General features: G+C 69.0%; 16 protein-coding genes. 12 read left to right on the top strand and 4 right to left on the bottom strand.

Features of this window, described 5'->3' with window-relative positions; genetic code table 11:
* Positions 1 to 290: 290 nt before the first annotated feature.
* The 4 genes from IPN47_25690 to IPN47_25675 all read left to right on the top strand — a co-directional run bounded on the left by IPN47_25690 (position 291) and on the right by IPN47_25675 (position 3,255).
* Entirely contained in the window at positions 291 to 770 is a 480-nt protein-coding gene (locus IPN47_25690) for an SRPBCC family protein (protein ID MBK9411373.1), read from the top strand.
* A gap of 105 nt (positions 771 to 875) precedes the next feature.
* Positions 876 to 1,343 carry a PaaI family thioesterase gene (locus tag IPN47_25685; protein ID MBK9411372.1) on the top strand — a complete coding sequence of 156 codons (468 nt, stop codon included), beginning with the start codon at positions 876 to 878 and terminating at the stop codon, positions 1,341 to 1,343.
* 5 nt (positions 1,344 to 1,348) lie between these two features.
* Positions 1,349 to 1,906 (top strand): hypothetical protein, encoded by a 558-nt coding sequence (locus IPN47_25680; GenBank protein MBK9411371.1) that lies wholly within the window; start codon positions 1,349 to 1,351, stop codon positions 1,904 to 1,906.
* A gap of 158 nt (positions 1,907 to 2,064) precedes the next feature.
* The gene (locus tag IPN47_25675; GenBank protein MBK9411370.1) at positions 2,065 to 3,255 is read left to right on the top strand and encodes an ATP-dependent 6-phosphofructokinase; all 1,191 of its coding nucleotides are present in this window, start codon (positions 2,065 to 2,067) and stop codon (positions 3,253 to 3,255) included.
* Positions 3,256 to 3,294: 39 nt separating this feature from the next.
* Here the strand turns inward: IPN47_25675 and IPN47_25670 are convergent, their stop codons facing one another.
* The 3 genes from IPN47_25670 to IPN47_25660 all read right to left on the bottom strand — a co-directional run bounded on the left by IPN47_25670 (position 3,295) and on the right by IPN47_25660 (position 6,208).
* Complete coding sequence (locus IPN47_25670) at positions 3,295 to 4,398, bottom strand: MBL fold metallo-hydrolase (protein MBK9411369.1); 1,104 nt, start codon at positions 4,396 to 4,398, stop codon at positions 3,295 to 3,297.
* A gap of 127 nt (positions 4,399 to 4,525) precedes the next feature.
* Positions 4,526 to 4,915, bottom strand: a complete 390-nt coding sequence (apaG, locus tag IPN47_25665; GenBank protein MBK9411368.1) for a Co2+/Mg2+ efflux protein ApaG — start codon at positions 4,913 to 4,915, stop codon at positions 4,526 to 4,528.
* A 120-nt stretch (positions 4,916 to 5,035) separates the two neighbouring features.
* Positions 5,036 to 6,208: a cytochrome P450 gene (locus tag IPN47_25660; GenBank protein MBK9411367.1), complete on the bottom strand. Its 1,173-nt coding sequence runs from the start codon at positions 6,206 to 6,208 to the stop codon at positions 5,036 to 5,038.
* A gap of 228 nt (positions 6,209 to 6,436) precedes the next feature.
* Between IPN47_25660 and IPN47_25655 the strand changes: the two genes are divergently transcribed.
* The gene (locus IPN47_25655) at positions 6,437 to 6,691 is read left to right on the top strand and encodes a DUF2132 domain-containing protein (protein ID MBK9411366.1); all 255 of its coding nucleotides are present in this window, start codon (positions 6,437 to 6,439) and stop codon (positions 6,689 to 6,691) included.
* Positions 6,692 to 6,755: 64 nt separating this feature from the next.
* Entirely contained in the window at positions 6,756 to 8,936 is a 2,181-nt protein-coding gene (locus IPN47_25650; GenBank protein MBK9411365.1) for a carbohydrate binding family 9 domain-containing protein, read from the top strand.
* Between the two features lie 21 nt (positions 8,937 to 8,957).
* On the opposite strand, the gene IPN47_25645 is transcribed toward IPN47_25650, so the two are convergent.
* Positions 8,958 to 11,381, bottom strand: coding sequence for a S9 family peptidase (locus IPN47_25645; GenBank protein ID MBK9411364.1), 2,424 nt, complete (start codon positions 11,379 to 11,381; stop codon positions 8,958 to 8,960).
* Between the two features lie 234 nt (positions 11,382 to 11,615).
* Between IPN47_25645 and IPN47_25640 the strand changes: the two genes are divergently transcribed.
* From IPN47_25640 to IPN47_25615, 6 genes are all read left to right on the top strand, one after another.
* Positions 11,616 to 13,307, top strand: a complete 1,692-nt coding sequence (locus IPN47_25640) for a serine hydrolase (protein ID MBK9411363.1) — start codon at positions 11,616 to 11,618, stop codon at positions 13,305 to 13,307.
* A complete protein-coding gene (locus IPN47_25635) occupies positions 13,304 to 14,224 on the top strand; it encodes a CPBP family intramembrane metalloprotease (GenBank protein MBK9411362.1) in 921 nt (306 codons plus the stop codon). The genes IPN47_25640 and IPN47_25635 overlap by 4 nt, the downstream gene beginning before the upstream one ends.
* Positions 14,211 to 14,984: a CPBP family intramembrane metalloprotease gene (locus IPN47_25630; protein MBK9411361.1), complete on the top strand. Its 774-nt coding sequence runs from the start codon at positions 14,211 to 14,213 to the stop codon at positions 14,982 to 14,984. Before IPN47_25635 ends, IPN47_25630 begins: the two co-directional genes overlap by 14 nt.
* A 159-nt stretch (positions 14,985 to 15,143) precedes the next feature.
* Positions 15,144 to 16,772: an amidohydrolase family protein gene (locus IPN47_25625; GenBank protein MBK9411360.1), complete on the top strand. Its 1,629-nt coding sequence runs from the start codon at positions 15,144 to 15,146 to the stop codon at positions 16,770 to 16,772.
* Between the two features lie 97 nt (positions 16,773 to 16,869).
* A complete protein-coding gene (locus IPN47_25620) occupies positions 16,870 to 18,744 on the top strand; it encodes a CocE/NonD family hydrolase (GenBank protein MBK9411359.1) in 1,875 nt (624 codons plus the stop codon).
* A 35-nt stretch (positions 18,745 to 18,779) separates the two neighbouring features.
* Positions 18,780 to 19,286, top strand: a complete 507-nt coding sequence (locus IPN47_25615; GenBank protein MBK9411358.1) for a nuclear transport factor 2 family protein — start codon at positions 18,780 to 18,782, stop codon at positions 19,284 to 19,286.
* Positions 19,287 to 19,306 lie beyond the last annotated feature (20 nt).

The raw sequence follows: 19,306 nt of genomic DNA, 5'->3' as shown, positions 1-19,306 counted from the left end.
GGGAGAACCCTGCGCGCGCGCGCCGCGCCAGGCGGCCAAAGAGAGCGCGGAAGCGACGAGGGTGGTGCGGAGCGCGGAGTGCAGAGGTCTCGTGGAGCGCAAGGCGGGCTGGACGTGCGGCATGGCGGGGCAATCTACTGGGGCTCCATACGCGAGGCGCTCCATCATCGCTGTCCCCGGCGATGAGTTTCCCGGCGCCCACCAGTCGAAGCGCCTTGAGTGGTGGGGCCCCGGAGCCAGATTACCGGCGGCGCCACCGACCCTGCGATCCCCCTCCGGAGAACCCCCCGATGTCCGCGACAGAACCGGTACCGACCTCCGACCGCGAACTCGTCCTCACGCGCCTGATCGACGCGCCGCGCGCCGCGCTTTATCGTGCGTGGACCGAGCCCGAACTCATCAAGCAGTGGTTCGTCCCGAAGCCGTGGAGCATTGCGGCTGCCGAAACCGATGTGCGCGCGGGGGGCTCGTCGTTGATCGTGATGCGCGACCCCGAGGGGACGGAGTACCCGAATCGCGGGATCTATCTCGAGGTCGTCCCCAACGAGAAGCTCGTCTTCACCGACGCCTACACCTCGGCCTGGGAGCCGTCGGACAAGCCGTTCATGACGGTGACCGTGACGTTCGAGGAGGAGGCGGGGAAGACGCGCTACACCGCGCGCGCGCGCCACTGGACCGTGGCCGATCGGGAGCAGCATGAGCAGATGGGGTTCCACGTGGGGTGGGGGATTTGCGCTGACCAGTTGGCGGCACTCGCGGCCACATTGTAGAGACCATCGTCCCGGACGTGGGCGGCGCTGAGCCATCCGGCGTCCGGGGGCCAGCGCCCTTGGGGTCGGTGGCCGGCAGGACGACTTCAGCCCCGACGAATCGGCATGGCATTCCTCCAGGATCTCTATCCCGACGACTACTCCCATTGCCACGGGTGCGGTCGCCTCAACCCGCACGGGCTGCACATCAAGAGCGAGTGGCGTGACGGCGAGACCGTCGCGCACTTCATGCCGGGGGAGTATCACATCGCCCTCCCGGGCTACGTGTATGGCGGGCTCCTTGCCTCGCTGGTGGATTGCCATTCGATCGCGGCCGGTGCGGCGGCCGCGATGCACGCTGCGGGCGAGCTTCCCGGACGCGACCAGACGCCGCGCTTCGTGACCGGGTCGCTGCACGTCGATTTCCTCAAGCCCACCCCGATGGGGATCGAGCTGGTGCTGCGGTCGCGCGCCGAGGAGGTGGGGGCGCGCAAGGTGATCGTCGCTACGAGTGTCATGGCCGGCGACGTGGAAGTGGCGCGCGGCAAGGTGACGGCGGTGCGCATGCCGTCGACGATGGCCGCGGCGGGGTAGCGACCATGACCATGCCCCCGGCCGAGCAGGAGCTGTTCACGGTGCGCGGCTTCCAGGTCGTGGTGGAGAACTCGCGTCCCGATATCCGCACCGGCGACGTGCTGCAGCGGCTGGACGACGCGCTGCAGCTGATCGAGCAGGCGCAGCCGTGGCGCCTGCGCCACCTGCAGCGCGACCTGCGCTACTTCTGGATCGTGCGCTACGCCTGTCGCGGGGCCTACTTCCCCGATGACCGCGTCTGCATGACGGAGCTGACCTTCCTCAACCGGCGCGACATCACCGCGGCACCGGTGGCGGCGTCGATCGTGCACGAGGGGATGCACGCCCGCGTGGACTGCATGGGGGTGCACCGCCCCGGGCGCGACCGGGCGCGCGAGGAGCGCCTGTGCCGACGGGCAGAGCTGGAGTTCGGGCTGGCGCTCGGGCCGGCGTTAGGCGCCCCGGTGGTGGAACGGGCGCTGGCCTCGCTGCAGCTGTCCGATACCGACGTGGCGCCGGTCGTGGATTGGGGCGAGGCGCAGCGGCGCATCGACGAGGTGGATCGGGGGGCGCAGGGCGGCTGACGGTCCTCTGAAGCGCTCGAGGATGCGTGTCGCCCTCGCGCCGAGCTCGGGAAGGTCCGGCGCGTGGCACCAGGGCCGGGACAGTCACCCCCGGTTGCGATTACCTTCCCTGTCGTCGACCAGCAGCAGACGCAATCCGCACCAGCAAGGAGACGCACATGTCGGGCTCGAAGGGGACCATCGGCATCCTTACCGGCGGGGGCGACGTCCCCGGCCTCAATCCAGCCATTCGCGCCATCACGATCCGCGCGCTGCGCGAGGGGTATCGCGTGATCGGTATCCGCCGCGGCTGGGCTGGGCTGGTCGACTACCATCGTGAGAAGGACGCCGACAACAGCGACAACATCCAGGTCCTCTCCGAGGCGATCGTGAACCGCGCCGGCCGTACGGGCGGGACCTTCCTGCACACGTCGCGCACGCGCCCCTCGCACCTGCCGCTCGAGCGCGTCCCCGCGTACCTGACCGGGTATGAGAACAAGGTCAACGACGTTACTCCCGACATCCTCAAGAACCTCGAGCACATCGGGATCGACACGCTCATCCCCATCGGGGGCGACGACACGCTGTCGTACGGCAAGCGCTTGCATGACGAGGGTGTAAACGTTGTCGCCATCCCGAAGACGATGGACAACGACGTCTACGGGACCGACTACTGCATCGGCTTCAGCACCTGCGTGACGCGCACGATCGAGCTCACGCACGCACTGCGCACCTCGGCGGGGTCGCACGAGCGTTACCTCGTCATCGAGGTCTTCGGGCGCTATGCCGGCTTCACGGCGCTGCTCCCCACCATGGCCGGCGCTGCCGACCGCTGCGTCATTCCCGAGCACGCGGTCGACGTGGAGCAGCTGGCGGAGCTGCTCACCTACGATCGCAACCGTCACCCGAGTCGTTATGCGGTCGTGCTCGTCTCCGAAGGGGCGCAGCTCGCCTCGCACGACGGGATGAGCTTCGAGGGGTCGGAGGCCGACATGTTCGGCCACCGCAAGCTGGGCGGGGTGGGGGACAAGGTCGCCGCGGCGCTCAAGGAGCTGTCGCCCAAGTACAACAACGGACGCCGCATCGACGTCGTGAGCCAGCGCCTGGGCTACCTGGTGCGCTCGGGCGATCCCGACGCGCTCGACTCGATCGTCCCGATGGCCTTCGGCAACCTGGCGCTCGACCTCATCCTCAAGAAGCGCTTCGGGCGGTTAGTCAGCATTCACCGCGGCTTCTACGACAGCGTGCACATCGGCAGCGTGACGTCGGAGAAGAAAGTCGTGCAGGTGGGAAAGTACTACGAGACGAGCCGGCTGCGTCCCATCTACGACTTCGACGGGGCGCCGCTCTTCATCATGACGAGCGACTGAGTTGGCGACCGCGCCAGCAGGCGACCCTGCTGGCGCGCGTTAGTCCGGCAGCCACTCCAGGGCGCGCCGGGCCAGCCCCTCATCGTCGTTGCCTGGGGCGCGCCCTGCGGCGATGCCGCGCCACCAGGGGACGATTCCCTCCGCGCGCGCCGGTTCGATCGCCTCGCCGAACCTGGGGAGCAGCAGTTGCACCTGCGCGTCGGGGGCGAGGCGCACGATCGTCTCCGCGGGCTCATCCCACGGGTGGATGGCGAGGTTGAACGTCCCCCAGTGGATGGGAAGGAGCGCCCCGCTCCCCAGCATCCCGCGCGCCACGAGCGCATGCTCGGGGCCCAGGTGGATGTCGCCCCACGACGGATGGTAGGCCCCGATCTCGAGGGCGACCACGTCGAACGGTCCCAGGCGATGGCCGATCTCCTTGAACTCCGGGGTGAGCCCCGAGTCGGCGCCGAAGAAGAACGAGTGCCGGTCGCCCTGCAGGTGCATCGCCGACCAGAGCGTGCTGTTCCGGTCCTTGATCCCGCGACCGGAGAAGTGCTGCGAGGGCGTCGCGGTGATCGTGACGCCGTTCACCTCGGTGCGCTCCCACCAGTCGAGCTCGATCACGGTCTCGGGCGGGACCCCCCACGACTCGATGATGGCCCCCACGCCTAACGACGTGACGAACGGGACGCCGGCACGGGCCAGGGCGCGGATCGTCTGCCGGTCGAGGTGATCGTAGTGGTCGTGCGAGACGAGCACGACGTCGAGCGGCGGGAGCGCCGCCAGCGGCGCCGGCACCGGGTGAAAGCGCTTGGGGCCGGCGAAGGCGAGCGGCGAGACACGCGTGCTCCACACCGGGTCGGTGAGGATGCGCACGCCATCGATCTCGATGAGGAGTGTCGAATGGCCGAGTCGCGTGACGCGCAGCCCCGTCTCGGGGGGCGCCGCCCAGCGCGCCACCGGATTCACGATCGGGATCGTCCCCGACGGAATGCGCCGTTCCCCCCCGCACAGGAACTCGCGAAGCGACGGACGTTCCACCCCGTCCTTGAAGCCGATCGAGACGGGGTACGTGTTGGCGAAGGTGCGCCCGTTGAATTGCGGCGAAGCCTGGATGCGTGCGCTGCGGGGACCCGCGGCGCGTCCGAGGCTCGAGGTCATCAACGGCTCCTGAGGGGCGACGCCGCAAGATACTCACGACGCAGCGTGGCGATGCGTGGCCGCCGCTTCGCCTATTCGCGGCGTGCGTGACGCGCGTCCCGGTGCGACGTCGCCCCGCTTCCCTCGACTAGGCGTCGAGCGTGAAGCGCGGAATCACGGCGTCGAACGTCGAGCCGTCGTCGCGCACGAAGCGATACGTCCCCTCCATCCACCCCTGCTGCGACTTGAGCACGCAGTACGAGCGGTACTCGTGCACCTCACCCGGCTGCAGGTACGGCTGCTCGCCCACCACGCCGTCCCCTTCGACGACCGAGTCGCCGGCCGAGTCGTCGTGGATGAGCCACCGCCGCGAGCGAAGCTGCGCCGCCTGCTCGCCGCAGTTCTCGATGCGGATGTGGTACTCGAAGACGAACTGGCCGATGGCGGCGCTCGAGCGCTCGTGCAGGAAGGTCGGACGCGCGGTGATGCGGATTCCGTCCGTGATCCGGTGAAAGAGCGGCACGCGAACTGGGGGCATCAGCATCCTCGACGCAGGGAACGCGGCGCCGCCGCGAGGGGGAGGGCGGTCGCGCGCCCAATCATAGCATCGAGGCGTTGCACGGCACCAATCTTTCTATGCCCGGGCGGAGCGCTGGCGTCAGGTCAGCTGGACGGCCACGCGCCCCGCCTTCCGAAACTCGTGCCCGGTGGGGGCGCTCGAACCGCGGGGATCGAAGCGCAGCGCGGGGAAGCGCTCGAACAGGCGTCGCATCGCGACGCGCGCCTCGACCTTGGCCAGTGCGGCGCCGAGGCAGAAGTGGCGCCCGAAGCCGAAGGCGGCGTGCCCTAACGACTCCTGTCGCCAGGGGTCGTATCGGTCGGGATCGGCATAGTGGGCCGGGTCGCGATTCATCGCCCCCACCATGCACTGCACCACCGCCCCCGCCGGGATCTCGGCGCCGTGTAGCGTGCACGACTGCGCGGCGTAGCGCGTGCAGGTCTGCACCGCTGGCTCCCAGCGCAGCGATTCCTCCATGCAGCGATCGAGTTCGTCGTCGCTGGCGCGGGCGCGTTCGAGGGCGTCGGGGTGATTGAACATGGCCCAGAGCGCGTTGGCGATGAGCCCCTCGGTCGTCTCGATCCCGCCGAACATGACGATGAGGGCGTTGGAGCCGATCTCGGCGTCGTCGAGCAGGCGCGGATGCGCGCGCGCCAGCGAGGCGAGCAGGGTGGTCTCGTCTGCGTCGGGCGCGGCGAGGCGCGGGGCGATGGTGTCGCGAAAGGCGCGCACCGCGGCGTGGGCGCGCGTGCGCGTCCCGGGATCGCGCTCGTAGTTCATCAGTGCGTCGACGAAGGTGTCGTACCAGCGGCGCAGCTGCTCGTCGAGCGCGACGGGGAGGCCGATGACGCGGGCGATGACTTCGAGGGCGATGGGGGCGGCGTAGTCGGCGCGGAGGTCGGCGGTCGGGCGTTGGCCGAGGCGCGCGAGGGCCCGCTCGACGATCGCCTCGACCAGCGGTCGCGACTCCTCGGCGGCCCGCGCGTTGAACGGCGGGGCGCAGGCCGACTTGTAGCGTCGTTGTGCCTCGCCCTCGGTGCTGAGCATCTGCGCCCCGAAGGTGTCGCGGATGGGGGAATGCGGATCGTCGGTGCGAAAGCGCTCGTGGTCGCGCAGCACTTCCATGGCGATGTCGCGCGAGGTGATGAGCCACTGACCCACGGCGGGGGCCCAGGTGACCGGTTCGCGTTCGCGCAGGCGTGCGAAGAGCGGGTAGGGATCGGCCGAGAGTTGCTCGACCGTGATTGAGGCGCCCAGCGGGAAGTCGGTCACGTGAGGCGGGGAGTGGAGCGGCGAAGGTAGAGCGGGTGGCGAGGGGGGCGGTAGGGGGAATTGCGGCTGGCTTATGGCGTGCGAAACCGCGCGGGGCGCGCGTGAAGCTGCGCGGGGCGCGCGTGAAGCTGCGCGGGACGCGCGTGAAGCTGCGCGGGGCGCGCGTCATCTGGCGTGTCGCGTGCGCACGCTGGCGCGACCCGCTGCTACGGGTGATCGTTCGCTCCCATGACGACACCTCCCGGCCAGGCCCGCAATCCGCTGCACGGCATCACCCTCGAGCGCATGCTCAACGAGCTGGTCGAGGCGATGGGGTGGGAGCGAATGGGGCGCCGCGTGCGCATCGCCTGCTTCACCAGCGACCCCAGTGTGTCGTCGTCGCTCAAGTTCTTGCGCCGGACGCCGTGGGCGCGCGAAAAGGTCGAGTCGTTGTACCTGGAGCTGCAACGCCGGCGCGCGCGTTCCGAGCATCGTGCGCCGTAGCCGCGAGGGTCGTGCACACGGCATCCGGCGCATGCTCCGCGAGAGCATGATGCTCGTGGCCTCATTGACCGTTGCGTCCACGACGTGGGCGCAGGCGACGACGGGCCCCGGTCGCGCCGCCGGTGGCGACACGGTGGTCGCCGCACCCCTCGACGCATCGGCCACTGGCGCCATTCGGGTCGACGGCCTGCTCACCGAGGCGTCGTGGCGCACGGCGACCCCGATCACCGAGTTCCGGCAGCGCGAACCCGTGGAAGGGGCACTCTCGACGGAGGCGACCGAGGTGCGGATCATTGCCGCCGGCGATGTGCTCTACGTCGGGGTGATCGCCCGCGACATCCACCCCGAGCGCATCGTCTCGCGCATCCTGGCGCGCGACAAGGTCATGGAGACGGAGTTCGACGGAAAGCCGAAGTTCGCCGGCGACGACGCGATCGCCATCCTCATCGATCCGTTTCACGATCATCGCAACGCCTTCCTCTTCGCGACCAATCCAAACGGCGCGGAGTTCGATGCCTTCCTGACCGACGAGGGGAAGGAGTACAACATCGACTGGCGCGGCATCTGGACGGTGGCCGCCAAGCGCACCGCCGAGGGGTGGTCGGCGGAATTCGCGATTCCCTTTCGCACGCTCCGCTATCACGGCGACGGCAGCACGTGGGGGTTCAACGTGTACCGCATGATTCGCCATGGCAACGAGGAAGTCCTCTGGCGCGGCTGGGCGCGGGGCAGCGAAGGGATCGCGCGCGTCAGTCGCGCCGGCCACCTCGTGGGGCTCGATGACCTTCCGCGCCCCGGCGTCAACGTCGACCTCAAGCCCTACGTGCTGGGAGGCGCCGACCAGGAACATGAGACGGATGGGAGCACGACGTCGGGCATCGGGAACGTCGGCGTCGACCTCAAGTCAGAGGTGCGTCCGGGGCTGGTGCTCGACCTGACGTACAACACCGACTTCGCGCAGGTGGAGGTCGATGACCAGCAGGTCAACCTCACGCGCTTCAGCCTCTTCTTTCCCGAGAAGCGCGAGTTCTTCCTGGAAAACTCCGGCATCTTCTCCTTCGGGGCACGCGGGCAATTCGAGCCGCCTCCATTCCTCGCCTTCTTCTCGCGCAGCATCGGGATCAACGCCGACTCGGGCGAGGTCCCCATGTTAGGCGGCGGGCGCCTGACGGGACGACTCGGCTCCGAGACGGTCGGGCTCCTCTCGGCGATGACGGCGTCGCGATACGGCGATCCGCGCACCGCCTTCAACGTGGCGCGCGTCAAGCACGACCTGTGGAGGGCGGGGTATGTGGGGGCCATGCTTGTGGACCGGCGCAACGCCGAGACGGCCAACACCGTTGGTGGTGTCGACTTTTCGCTCTGGCCCATGCAGAAGCTCAACGTCCAGGGCTTCGGGGCCCGCACCACGACGAAAGGACCAGGAGGCGATGACGTGGCCTGGCGCCTGGGCGCCGACTACCAGAGCACCAACATGAGCGCGTCGCTCTCGCACGTCGCGGTGGGGCCCGACGTCGAGGCGAGCGCCGGCTTCGTCACCCGCACCGACATCAAGCGAACGCAGGGGAACGCCCGCTACGTGTTCCGTCCGCACGTCCTCAACCTGCGACGCCTCAGCATCAACATGTTCAATGACGTGGTGACCAACACACGCGGCGAACGATTGGACTGGAACGTGAGCCTCGGCACCAGCCCCACGTGGAACACCGCCGACAACATGGCGCTCTTCTACTCGATGGGGCGCAACCGGGTGACCGACGCGTTCACCCTTGCCGACACGGTGCTGGTTCCGGCGGGGGACTATCCGTCCAGCGACATCACGGTGTTCGGCAGCACCGGCCCGGGGCGCCCGATCGTGCTGAACGTGAATGCCGACTTCCGCCGTCAGTTCGGCGGCTCGGTCAATTCGGCCACGGTCGGCGCGGCCGCCAACGTCGGGACGCACCTCGGCTTCAAGCTTGGCTACACGCGCAGCGATGCGTCGCTGCCTAACGGGGCGTTTGTCGCGCACCTGCTGTCGTTGCGCAGCACGTATGCGTTTACCACCCGGGCGGTGCTCAACTCGCTGGTGCAGTACAACAGCCTGGGGCGCACCCTCTCGGCCAATGCGCGCCTCGGCTACACCTTTCGCCCGGGGAGCGACGTCTTTCTCGTGCTCAACGAGGAGCGCGGGTCGGATGTGGCCGTGTGGGACCCGCACAGCCGAGGGGTGCGGCTCAAGGTGACCTACCTGGCGCGGCTCTAGGTGCATGTCGCCCCACGGCGGTCATCGATCGATGAGATGTCGCCGGAAAAACGCCGCCAGCCGCTTGTGGAAGTCGACGAGTGTCGGCGCCCCCTCGATGACGTGCGGCTCGGTGGGATAGAACGCCATGTCGAACGGCTTCCCCAGCTCCAGCAGCCGTTGCACCAGGCGGGCTGCATCCTGGAACTCGACGTTGTCGTCGATCATCCCATGCTCGATGAGGAGCGCGTCGCGCAGCCCGGCGGCGTGGTTGATGGGGCTGGAGATGGCGTACGCCGTCGAGTCGTCGCTGGGGCGTCCGAGGATGCGTGCGGTCCACTCATCCGAGTAGTGCGCCCAGTCGGTGACGCCCGCGGCCGAGATACCGGCGGCGAAGGTCCCCGGGTAGCGGAAGAGCGACATGAGCGTCATGAAGCCACCGTACGAGACGCCGTAGATCCCGATGCGCGCCGAGTCGACCCCCTGCGTGCGCACGAGCCATCGGGCGGCGGCCACGGCGCCGTCGACATCCTTCACGCCCATCGAGCGATGGATGTCGGTGCGGTAATCGCGCCCGTAGCCGGCGCTCCCGCGGTAGTCGAAGTCGAGGACGGTGTAGCCGTTCTGCACCAGCCAGTTGATCATCCCGTAGTGCGAAGCATGCGAGAAGCCATAGACGGACCAGCCGTGGTGCGCAAACTGGCGATAGCCGCCGCCGTGCACGTACACCACGGCGGGGTGCTTGGGATTGGGCCGCTCCGGGCGATAGAGTCCGGCCCAGACCACTCCGCCGGCGGGGTGTGGGATGGTGACGGTCTCGGGGCGCAGCCAGTGGTGCTTCCAGAAGTTGTCGCTCCCGCTCACCGTCACGCGCGTGGATGGGCCGGTCGGCGTTAGGTCGCGCAGCCAGAGATCGGGGAGCCGGTCGTTGCGCGAGGAGAGCTGCGCGAGGCGCCGGCCGTCGGGAGAGAGGACGCCGTCGTGCCGCCCGTCCTCTGTCGTCAGGCGCACGAGCGTCCCGCCGGCGGCTGGCATGGTGTAGAGATGGTCGTCGGATGGGTGCTCGCGTGAGGCGCCGAGCAGCCAGGTCGACTTGTCGCGTGAGAGCGTGGCGGCGCGCACTTCCCACGCGCCGCTCGTGAGGGGGCGCACCGTGCCGTCCGGCTCCGCCAGGTACAGGTGGCTCCACCCCGTGCGTTCGCTGGCGAAGACGAGGCGTCCCCCCGGGAGCCACTCGACCAGCCCCGGCTGCGTGTAGTTGGACTGAACCGGCGGCCCGCCGATCCAGGCGTCGTCGTGCTGGTGGTCGATGACGGAGGTGGCGCCGGTGGCGGGGTCGAGGCGCGCGATCCAGAGGTCGTGATCGTCCAGCGTGACGACCTCGATCACGGCGCGATCGCCTTCCACGCTCCACCACGGGCCGTGCACGTTGACCTGGCGCCCGCGGGCCTCGGGGAGGGCGACCCACTGCACACGCACGCTGTCGGCCGGTCGGCGCGCGTCACGCGGCACGATCCCGAGGCGGATGTTGTCGCGCGGCTCACCGACCTTGGCGCGTGACGTCTTCGACTCCGCGTAGCCCGACGCGGTGACGTAGTCCATGTACAGTGTGGGGGGGCGCGTGCGGTCGGGAGTGACGGTCCGTACGGTGAAGAACCGTCCGTCTGGAGAACGCTGCACCTCCTCGACGATGGCATTGGGCTCGACCGGGATGACCTGCGGGGCGTCCGGGTCGAGGCGCCGTGCACGCTCGCCCACGGCCCGGGCGCTGTCGGCCTGCTTGCGCATCAGGTCGAAGAGTTGCACCTGCTGGGTCGCCAGCCAGCGCCCGGCCTCGGTGCGCGCGTCGGCGGGGCGGTGCACCGTCATGGCCAGCCGCCGCACCGTCCCACGATCGGCGTCCCACCGGTACAGGTCCTCCCCCAGCATGTAGTCGACGGCGCGGGCGTCGGTGGCCACGCGAACGTGCCGCGCCGGCTGGGCGCCGACTGCCACGACGCGCGTGCCATCGCCCCCCGTTCGCTGCGCGTCCCACACCACCACGCGCCCACGCCACGTCCAGGCAGCGAGCGAGCCGTCGCGGCTCCAGCTCACCCTCGCCTCGGGAATGCGCCACACCTGCGAGTCGGGGACGATCTCGGCACCGCGTCCAGCCCGATCGACGCGCCACCACGGATCGTCGTCCGGGTTGTCGGCCGTCGTCGGGCGTTGTGGCCAGCGGAAGGAGAGCCAGGCGCCGTCGGGCGACCAGCGCGCGTCACGCGCCCCGGCGCCGATCCACCGGTCGAGCTGCGAGACGTCCTGCAGCGTCAGCGTGTCCTTCGTTGCCGATGCGTCGAGCGATGATTGGCGAAGCGGCAGCGCGGTGGCCGGCGGCGCCGCGCGCTGGGCCAGGGCGCGCGGAACCGGAACGACGACGACAAGGAGGAGGGCGCTGGCGCGGAGGGCGAAGCGGCGCGAAGACATGGTGGCGGCGAGCGGCGGGAGGAATCCGATTCAATCGATTCGGCCCGAAGCTGTGTCTCACGGTGGCGGCGGGGAAGGGTACCGTCGCGCCGGGCGCGCAGAGCGCGCAGGGCCCACCGCGTCGCGTTCCTTCCTTGACGGCGCGTGCCCGCGGGCGGAAGCTATCGTGACCCTCCCCCGCCACCGCGTCGCCCGGCGTTGCATCTGCCGGCATCTCCGAACTACGTCATCGTCATGATCTCCTCGCGCCCCCCGGTCGTCGTCGCCACGGCCTTCGCGACCTCGGTCGCGGCCCTCTTCCTGTCGCTGACGCCGCTGAAACTCCCAGCGCAGGCGACGCCCGCGCTGGCAATCGCCCCGGGGAAAGTCGACGCCGTCTTCAAGGACTTCACCCGCACCACCCCAGGGTGCGCGGTCGGCATCTACCAGAAGGGGAAGGTCGTCTACGCCAAGGGCTACGGGATGGCCGACCTCAACCTCGGCGTCCCCATCACGCCGACCACCGTCTTCGACATCGGCTCCACGTCCAAACAGTTCGCCGCGGCGTCGATCGTCATGCTCGCCAACGAAGGGAAGCTCTCGCTCACCGACGACGTGCGGAAATACGTCCCCGAGCTCCCCAGCTACGCCAAGGTCATCACCATCGATCACCTCCTGCGACACACGAGCGGGCTGCGCGACTACAACGGGCTCCTCTACCTCGGCGGGCACTACTTCGAGGACTTCACCAACGACGACGATGCGCTCTCGATCATCGTCGCGCAGCGCAGCACCAACTTCGTCCCCGGCAGCAGCTGGGACTACAGCAACACCGGCTTCTTCCTCCTGTCGGTCATCGTGCAGCGCGTGACGGGGCAGACGCTCGCCGCCTTCGCCAAGGCGCGCATCTTCGCCCCGCTGGGGATGACCGTCACGCACTTCCGCGACGATCACACCGCGCTCCTCCCCAATCGGGCCACGGCCTACGAGCCGAGCGAGAAGGGGTTCGTGCTCGACATGTCCAACTGGGACCAGACCGGCGACGGCGCGGTGAATACCAATGTGCTCGAGCTGGCGAAGTGGGACGCGAACTTCGACGACGCCAAGGTCGGCGGACGGGCCCTCGTCGATCGGATGCAGGAGGAGGGGACGCTCGACAATGGGAAGCCGCACGGTTACGCGCGCGGGCTCTTCGTCGACACGTACCGCGGGGTGCGTCGCGTGCACCACGGCGGGGCGTGGGCCGGTTACCGCGCCATGCTGATGCGATTCCCCGACCAGGGGGTCGCGATCGGGCTCACCTGCAATCGCGGTGACGCCAACACGCAGGGGCGCGCCGAGCGCGTGGCGGACGCCATCCTTGCGCGCGCGTTCAAGGACAAGCCGACGGTCTCCTCGGCGCGCCCCGCGGCGGGCCAGGCGCCGTCTGGCGCCACCGTCGATCCGGCCCCGTACGTCGGGACGTACTTCTCGGAGGAGGAACAGGCGGCGCTTGGCGTGGAGGCCGGCAACGGCGCGCCGGTCCTTTCCTACAGCGGTCGCAAGATCCCGCTCTCGCGCACGGCGGATGACGCGTTCTCCGGAATGGAAGGAATGATCAACCTGACGTTCGCCGACGCACGGCAGGAGGCCCGGCTCTCCATCGCGGGTCGTGCCGCCATCGCCTATCGACGCGCCGACCGTGCGAAGCCGAGTGCGAGCGAGCTGGCCTCGCTCGTGGGGACGTACCGCAGCCCCGAGCTGCTTGCCTCGTGGACCATCCGTCAGTCGGGTGACACGCTCTACATCAAGGGACGCGCGGTGGGGGAGTCGCCGATGGTTCCGGTGATTCGTGATGGCTTCTCGTCAGGCACCGGCTTCGTGCGCTTCACCCGTAGTGCGGACGGCGTGGTGACTGGCTTCGAGGTGAGCGCGAGCCGGATGAAGCGCATTCGCTTCGATCGATGAGCGCCATCGCCGCGGAAGGCGCGGTCAGCGGGCGCACGGCGGAGGAAGCGGAGGACGCGGCGGTGCGCGCGCGCGCGCGACGCGGGCTGCGCACGTACTTCGCGGTGATGGTGGTCGTCTCGGCCGCGCTGCAGGGGTGGATCATCGCGCACGGCGGATTGGGCGGGCCGTGGGGAATGCTGGTCTTTCCGCTCATGTACACGCCGGCGTTGGCGTCGGTGATCGCGCGACTGTCCGGGGGCGAGGGGTTCGGCGACGTCTCGTTTCGCTGGGGAGGCGCCGCCGGAACGCGCGCGGCGGTCACCGCGTGGCTCTTCCCCGTGGTGGTCGGGACGGTGGCCTACGGGATCGCCTGGACCAGCGGGCTCGCCGAGTTCGCGATGCCGACGGGCGGGATGCTGCAGGGGATTTCGAACCCGGTCGTGCGATTCCTCGCCCTGCTCCCGGTGGCGCTGACGGTCGGCACCCTGATCTCCTGCCTTTCCGCGTTTGGCGAGGAGGTGGGCTGGCGCGGCTACATGGTCCCGCGACTCGTGCAGGCGGGGGTCGCCCGCGCCGACGTCGTGAGCGGGGTGATCTGGTCGGTCTGGCACGTCCCCCTGATTCTCTGGGGCGGCTATGCCGTGGGAGAGTATCCGCTCCTCTCCGCGCTCCTCTTCGTCGCCACCGTCGTACCCGCGGCCCTGTTCTACTTCCGCTGGCGCATGACGAGCGGCAGCGTGTGGCCCGCCGTCATCGCGCACGGCTCGTGGAACGTGGTGATCCAGTCGGTCTTCGACCCCTTCACGCACGGTGCGCATGCGGCGACGTGGACAGGGGAGTCCGGGGTGCTCACCGTCCTGGTGATGTGGTCGCTCTTTGCCTTGATGCACCGGGCGCGCTGGGCGGGGACGGAGGCACGGAATGACAACGCCTAACGTCCCCCGCCTCGGCTGGATCGGCAGCCTGGTGCTCTTCGGCGTCCCCAGCGTCATCTTCACCTCCTTTCTCTTCCTGCTGATGCCGGCGGTTGTGGCTGGCGGCGGTACCAAGTTCGCCGCCTTCCATGCCGGCTTCATGGCGCCGTTGGCGCTGATGCTCATCGCGGCGTTCGTCGCCTACCGAATGGAGCAGGGGGCGCTCGACTGGGCCGGGGTGCGCGATCGCTTTCGGCTGGGGCGTCTCGACCGTGCGGGATGGCTCTGGACGCTGGGGCTTGTGGTCTGGATCGTGGCCTTCGTCCCCGAGCTCCCGATCAACGCCGCGATCCGTCGTGCCTTCGAAGGCGTTCACTTCTACGATGCGCCCGCCGGCTACACGACGTTCATGAACACCCTCACCGACGGCAAGACGCAGATCTTCGGTCTCCCGTTCACGTGGGGGCTCCTCTTCTACTTCCTCGCCGGACTCTTCGTCTTCAACATCCTCGGCGAAGAACTCTGGTGGCGAGGCTACATCCTCCCCCGTCAGGAGGCGGCGTTCGGCGCCTCGGCGTGGATCGTGAACGGGGTGCTGTGGGCGGGCTTTCACGCGTTCTACCACTTCAACCTGGGGATCCTGCTGTCGTACCTCCCCACCACGCTGGGCCTCGCCTTCGTGGCGCAACGCACGCGCAGTACCTGGCCCGGGATCATCGCGCACATGATCTCCAATCTTGGCCTTCCAGCGCTGATGCTGAGTCGCTTGCTGGCGGGGTGAGCCCGCGCCAGTTGCTGGCGCGCTAGTCGGGCAGCGCCGAGGGGACCTTCGTGGGAGGCAACGACCGGCGTGACCACGCTCCGGCCCGGCGTTGCGGGAGGCGCGTCGCGGGGGCAGCTTCTCCGCGCCCACTCTTCTCGTCCCTCCTGCACTCTCCACATGCGTCGACTGTTCGTTGCGCTCGCCCTGTGTGCGCTCGCTTCTGCCCCTTCGTTCGCGCAGGCGCCCGCCTCGGCGCCGGCGGACCGATACGACCTCGTCATCACCGGGGGCCGCATCGTCGATGGCACGGGACGCCCCGCCTTTGCCGGCGATGTCGCCGTGCGTGGGGGATGGATCGTGCGTGTGGCCCCGCCAGGTGCACTGCGCCGAGTGCCGGCGACCTCGCGCATCGATGCCACGGGGCTCGTGGTCTCGCCGGGCTTCGTGGATGTGCATTCGCACAGCATCGAGGAGGCGTTCAAGTCGCCCAACAAGTTGAACGAAGGGGTCGTGCGCATGGGGGTGACGACGATCGTCGGCGGCCCCGATGGCTACTTCGCCCCGTTCCACCTGCGCATGATCATGGACTCGCTGCGCCACCATGGCTCGGGGACCAACGTCGCGGCGTACATCGGGCACAATGGCGTGCGCGAGGCGGTGATGGGGATGGCGCAACGCGCGCCGACCGCTGAAGAGCTGGCGAAGATGAAGGCGCTCGTGCGCGAAGGGATGGAGCTGGGTGCCGTCGGCCTGTCATCTGGGTTGATGTACGAGCCCGGGATGTTCAGCAAGACCGACGAAGTGGTGGAGCTGGCGAAGGAAGTCGCCCCGTTTCGCGGGATCTACGACTCGCACGTGCGCGACCCCGGGCATCATCTCATCGAATCGGATCGCGAGACGATCGAGATCGGCGAACGGGCCGGGATCGCCCCGAAGATCGCGCACGAGAAGGTGGTGGGGCTGGAGAACGCCGGCCTGCTCGACACGGTGATCGCCCTCGTGGAGAAGGCGCGGGCGCGCGGCGTCAACGCGGTGACCGACCAGTATCCCTATGATGGTGCGGCCACGTCGCACCTCGAGGATATCGTCGTCGTTCCCGAGGCGCAGGCCAAGGCGCCAGGCTTCGACTTGCGGGCGCTGCTGCGCGACCCGGCGGAGCGCGCGAAGCTCAAGGTGTCGAGCGAGCAGGGGATCAACGGCGGCTTTGCCTGGCTCAAGGCCACGGGCTACACGCAGATGCGCATCACCTCGAGCCCGGAGCAGCCGGCGCTGGTGGGGCAGTACCTGAGCGAGCTGGCCAAGGCGCGCAACGTCGATCGGTTCGACCTGGTGGCCAACCTCATCCTCGGCGCCACCAAGCCAATCGGGATCACGTTAGGCGCGGTGCGCGAAGTGGACGTGCGCCGCCTGCTGCAACAGCCGTGGAACATGGTGGCCAGCGACGGCGCCTATGTCGACCCGCGTGAGGGGACGCGCGGCCATCCGCGCTCGTCGGGGACCTTTCCGCGGGTCCTGGGGCGCTACGTGCGCGAGCAACGGGCGCTCACCCTCGAGGATGCGGTGCGTAAGATGACGTCGTTCCCCGCCGCCTTCGTCGGCTTGCACGACCGCGGGCGCGTTGCCGAAGGGATGGCGGCGGACCTGGCGATCTGGAATCCGCGCACCATCAGCGATCAGTCCACGTGGGAGGCGCCGTCGCGCATGGCGACGGGCGTCGTGCACGTGCTGGTGGGTGGGGTGGCGGTCTTGCGCGATGGTGCGATGACCGGCGCGGCGCCGGGGCGCTACCTCATGGCACGGCACTAGGCGCGCACAGCGAGACAGTGACGAGCACACACGCCGGCGACACACGCGCCTTCGCGTTCGCGGCCCGCACACCACGGCTCCACCCCGGAGGGGACTCATGACGTTCTCGCGCGGCTGCGCCACGCTCCTGCTGGCGCTCACGGCGTTGGTCGCCGCCAATCCGGTCGCACGTCCGGCCGCCGCGCAGTCGTTCGCGTGGCCGGACACGACGTACCTGCGCACGCACTACGCCAAGCGCGAGGTCATGATCCCGATGCGCGACGGCGTGAAGCTCTTCACGGCGATCTACACCCCGCGCGACTCGGCGACGTCACATCCCATCCTGCTTACTCGCACGCCGTATAGCGCCGGTCCCTATGGAGACGGGCGCTACCCGCGCTACCTCGGGCCGGGGCCGCGCTTTGCCTCGTTGGGCTACATCTTCGTCACGCAGGATGTCCGCGGTCGCTACCGTTCCGAGGGGCGCTTCGAGCACATGACGCCGCACAAGGCGGTCAAGCGAGGCGCGCGCGACGTGGACGAGAGCAGCGATACCTACGACACCATCGAGTGGTTGCTGCGCAACACGTCGCACCACAATGGACGCGTCGGGCTCTGGGGGATTTCGTACGGCGGCTTCTTCACCACGGCCGGGATGATCGACGCCCACCCCGCCCTCAAGGCGGCTTCGCCACAGGCTCCGCAGACCGACTGGTTCCTGGGCGACGACACGCATCACAACGGCGCGTTCTTCCTCACGTCGACCTTCAACTTCATGCTGATGTGCGGGATGCGCGGCGAGGGGACGTCGATGTCGTGCGGCCGCCCGTTCGACTTTGGCACCGACGACGGCTACCGCTTCTTCCTGGAGATGGGGCCGCTGGCCAACGCCGAGCGGAAGTACTTCAAGGGAAAGTCGCCCGGGTGGAGCGACATGATGCGCCACGGGACGTACGACAGCTTCTGGAAGGCGCGCAACATCCTCGCGCATGTGAAGCAGGTGAAGCCGGCGGTGCTCACCGTGGGCGGGTTGTACGACGCCAACAACTACTACGGCGCGTTGCACCTGTATCAGGCCATCGAGAAGCAGAGCGCGTCCACCGACAACGCCATCGTCATCGGCCCGTGGTACCACGGGCAGTGGGCGCGTGACTCGGGGAGCGCGGTCGGGGAACTGACGTTCGGCAGCCGCACGGCGGAGACGTACCAGGACGAGATGCTCGTCCCGTTCTTCGAGGGACATCTCAAGAGGAACGGAATGGGGAAGCATCCCAAGGCATGGGTCTTCGAGACGGGGAGCAACCGCTGGCGCACCTTTGACCAGTGGCCTCCAAAGGAAGGGAGCGGTCGGTCGATCTACCTTGGCGCCGCACACACGCTGCAGGGCGATTCCGCGCAGGGCGCGAAGTCGACCGGCTTCGAGGAGTGGGTGAGCGACCCGGCGCGCCCGGTGCCCTTTGCTGGCGCCAACAGCACCGACATGGATCCCGACTACATGGCGAAGGACCAGCGCTTTGGGGGCTCGCGCGCCGATGTGGTGAGCTATCGCGGCGAGGTGCTCACCGAGGATCTCACCATCGCCGGGCCGATCAAGCCGACGCTCTACGTCTCCACGAGCGGGACCGACGGCGACTGGGTGGTCAAGGTCATCGACGTGCACCCCAACGGCTTCGAGGAGCTGGTGCGTGGTGACGTGGTGCGGGCGAAGTTCCGAAAGAGCTTCGCGCGCCCCGAACCGCTGCGCCCGGGTGAAGTCACGCGCCTGGACTTCGAGATGCCCGACGTCTTCCATACGTTCAAGCGCGGGCACCGGATGCTGGTGCAGGTGCAAGGGAGCTGGTTCCCCCTGGTCGACCGGAACCCGCAGACCTTTGTCGACATCTACAAGGCCAAGCCCTCCGACTTCAAGAAGGCGAGCCAGCGCGTGTATCGTGGGGCGGGGCGCGCCTCGCGCATCGAAGTGCAGGTGCTGGCGCCGGTCCCGGTTCCGTAGGACGAAGGGTTCACACTCTCATTTGAAAGGCACTCATGCGTCGTTTCGTCTCGGTCGTCCTGCTCGCAGCCGCGGCCTGCGCCCCTAACGATTCCTCCAGCGCTGGCGAGAAGACACCGCCGACCGTCTCCGCCCAGGCCGTCCCCGACGCGGCCGCCGACTCCGCGGCGATCCGCGCCACGCTCGATGGGTGGTACGTCGCCATGCAGAAGGCCGACTCCGCGGGGACGCTCGCGCCACTCACCCCGCAGTTCCTCCTGCTCGAGGACACCCTCCCGCTCTCGGGCCCGGAGCTCGTCGCCCGGCTCAAGCAGGGGGGGACAGAGACCACGTGGAAAGCCGACTTCAGCGACCTGCGCACGCGCATCCTCGGCGACGTGGCGTGGACCACGCTCAAGAACCACGAGACCTCGCAGGGGAAGGACGGGAAGCAGTGTCAGGCCGACTTCCTGGAGACCATCGTCTTCGTGCGCGACGGCGGGCGCTGGCTCATCGATCGCTACCACGCAGCGGCGCTGCATCGTTGGAGCTGCGGGGGGTAGCGCCCCCTTGCGACGCTCCG

Source organism: Gemmatimonadota bacterium (genome assembly GCA_016719105.1).
Classification (GTDB): domain Bacteria; phylum Gemmatimonadota; class Gemmatimonadetes; order Gemmatimonadales; family Gemmatimonadaceae; genus SCN-70-22.
Note: the sequence above shows the minus strand (reverse complement) of the source record. Positions and strands in the feature narration are given on the sequence as shown.

Excerpts from the sequence above, each read along its gene's own strand:
- IPN47_25690 (MBK9411373.1), top strand. The coding sequence starts at position 291 with ATGTCCGCGACAGAACCGGTACCGACCTCCGACCGCGAACTCGTCCTC.
- IPN47_25685 (MBK9411372.1), top strand. The coding sequence starts at position 876 with ATGGCATTCCTCCAGGATCTCTATCCCGACGACTACTCCCATTGCCAC.
- IPN47_25680 (MBK9411371.1), top strand. The coding sequence starts at position 1,349 with ATGACCATGCCCCCGGCCGAGCAGGAGCTGTTCACGGTGCGCGGCTTC.
- IPN47_25675 (MBK9411370.1), top strand. The coding sequence starts at position 2,065 with ATGTCGGGCTCGAAGGGGACCATCGGCATCCTTACCGGCGGGGGCGAC.
- IPN47_25670 (MBK9411369.1), bottom strand. The coding sequence starts at position 4,398 with ATGACCTCGAGCCTCGGACGCGCCGCGGGTCCCCGCAGCGCACGCATC.
- apaG (MBK9411368.1), bottom strand. The coding sequence starts at position 4,915 with ATGCCCCCAGTTCGCGTGCCGCTCTTTCACCGGATCACGGACGGAATC.
- IPN47_25655 (MBK9411366.1), top strand. The coding sequence starts at position 6,437 with ATGACGACACCTCCCGGCCAGGCCCGCAATCCGCTGCACGGCATCACC.
- IPN47_25645 (MBK9411364.1), bottom strand. The coding sequence starts at position 11,381 with ATGTCTTCGCGCCGCTTCGCCCTCCGCGCCAGCGCCCTCCTCCTTGTC.
- IPN47_25640 (MBK9411363.1), top strand. The coding sequence starts at position 11,616 with ATGATCTCCTCGCGCCCCCCGGTCGTCGTCGCCACGGCCTTCGCGACC.
- IPN47_25635 (MBK9411362.1), top strand. The coding sequence starts at position 13,304 with ATGAGCGCCATCGCCGCGGAAGGCGCGGTCAGCGGGCGCACGGCGGAG.
- IPN47_25630 (MBK9411361.1), top strand. The coding sequence starts at position 14,211 with ATGACAACGCCTAACGTCCCCCGCCTCGGCTGGATCGGCAGCCTGGTG.
- IPN47_25625 (MBK9411360.1), top strand. The coding sequence starts at position 15,144 with ATGCGTCGACTGTTCGTTGCGCTCGCCCTGTGTGCGCTCGCTTCTGCC.
- IPN47_25620 (MBK9411359.1), top strand. The coding sequence starts at position 16,870 with ATGACGTTCTCGCGCGGCTGCGCCACGCTCCTGCTGGCGCTCACGGCG.
- IPN47_25615 (MBK9411358.1), top strand. The coding sequence starts at position 18,780 with ATGCGTCGTTTCGTCTCGGTCGTCCTGCTCGCAGCCGCGGCCTGCGCC.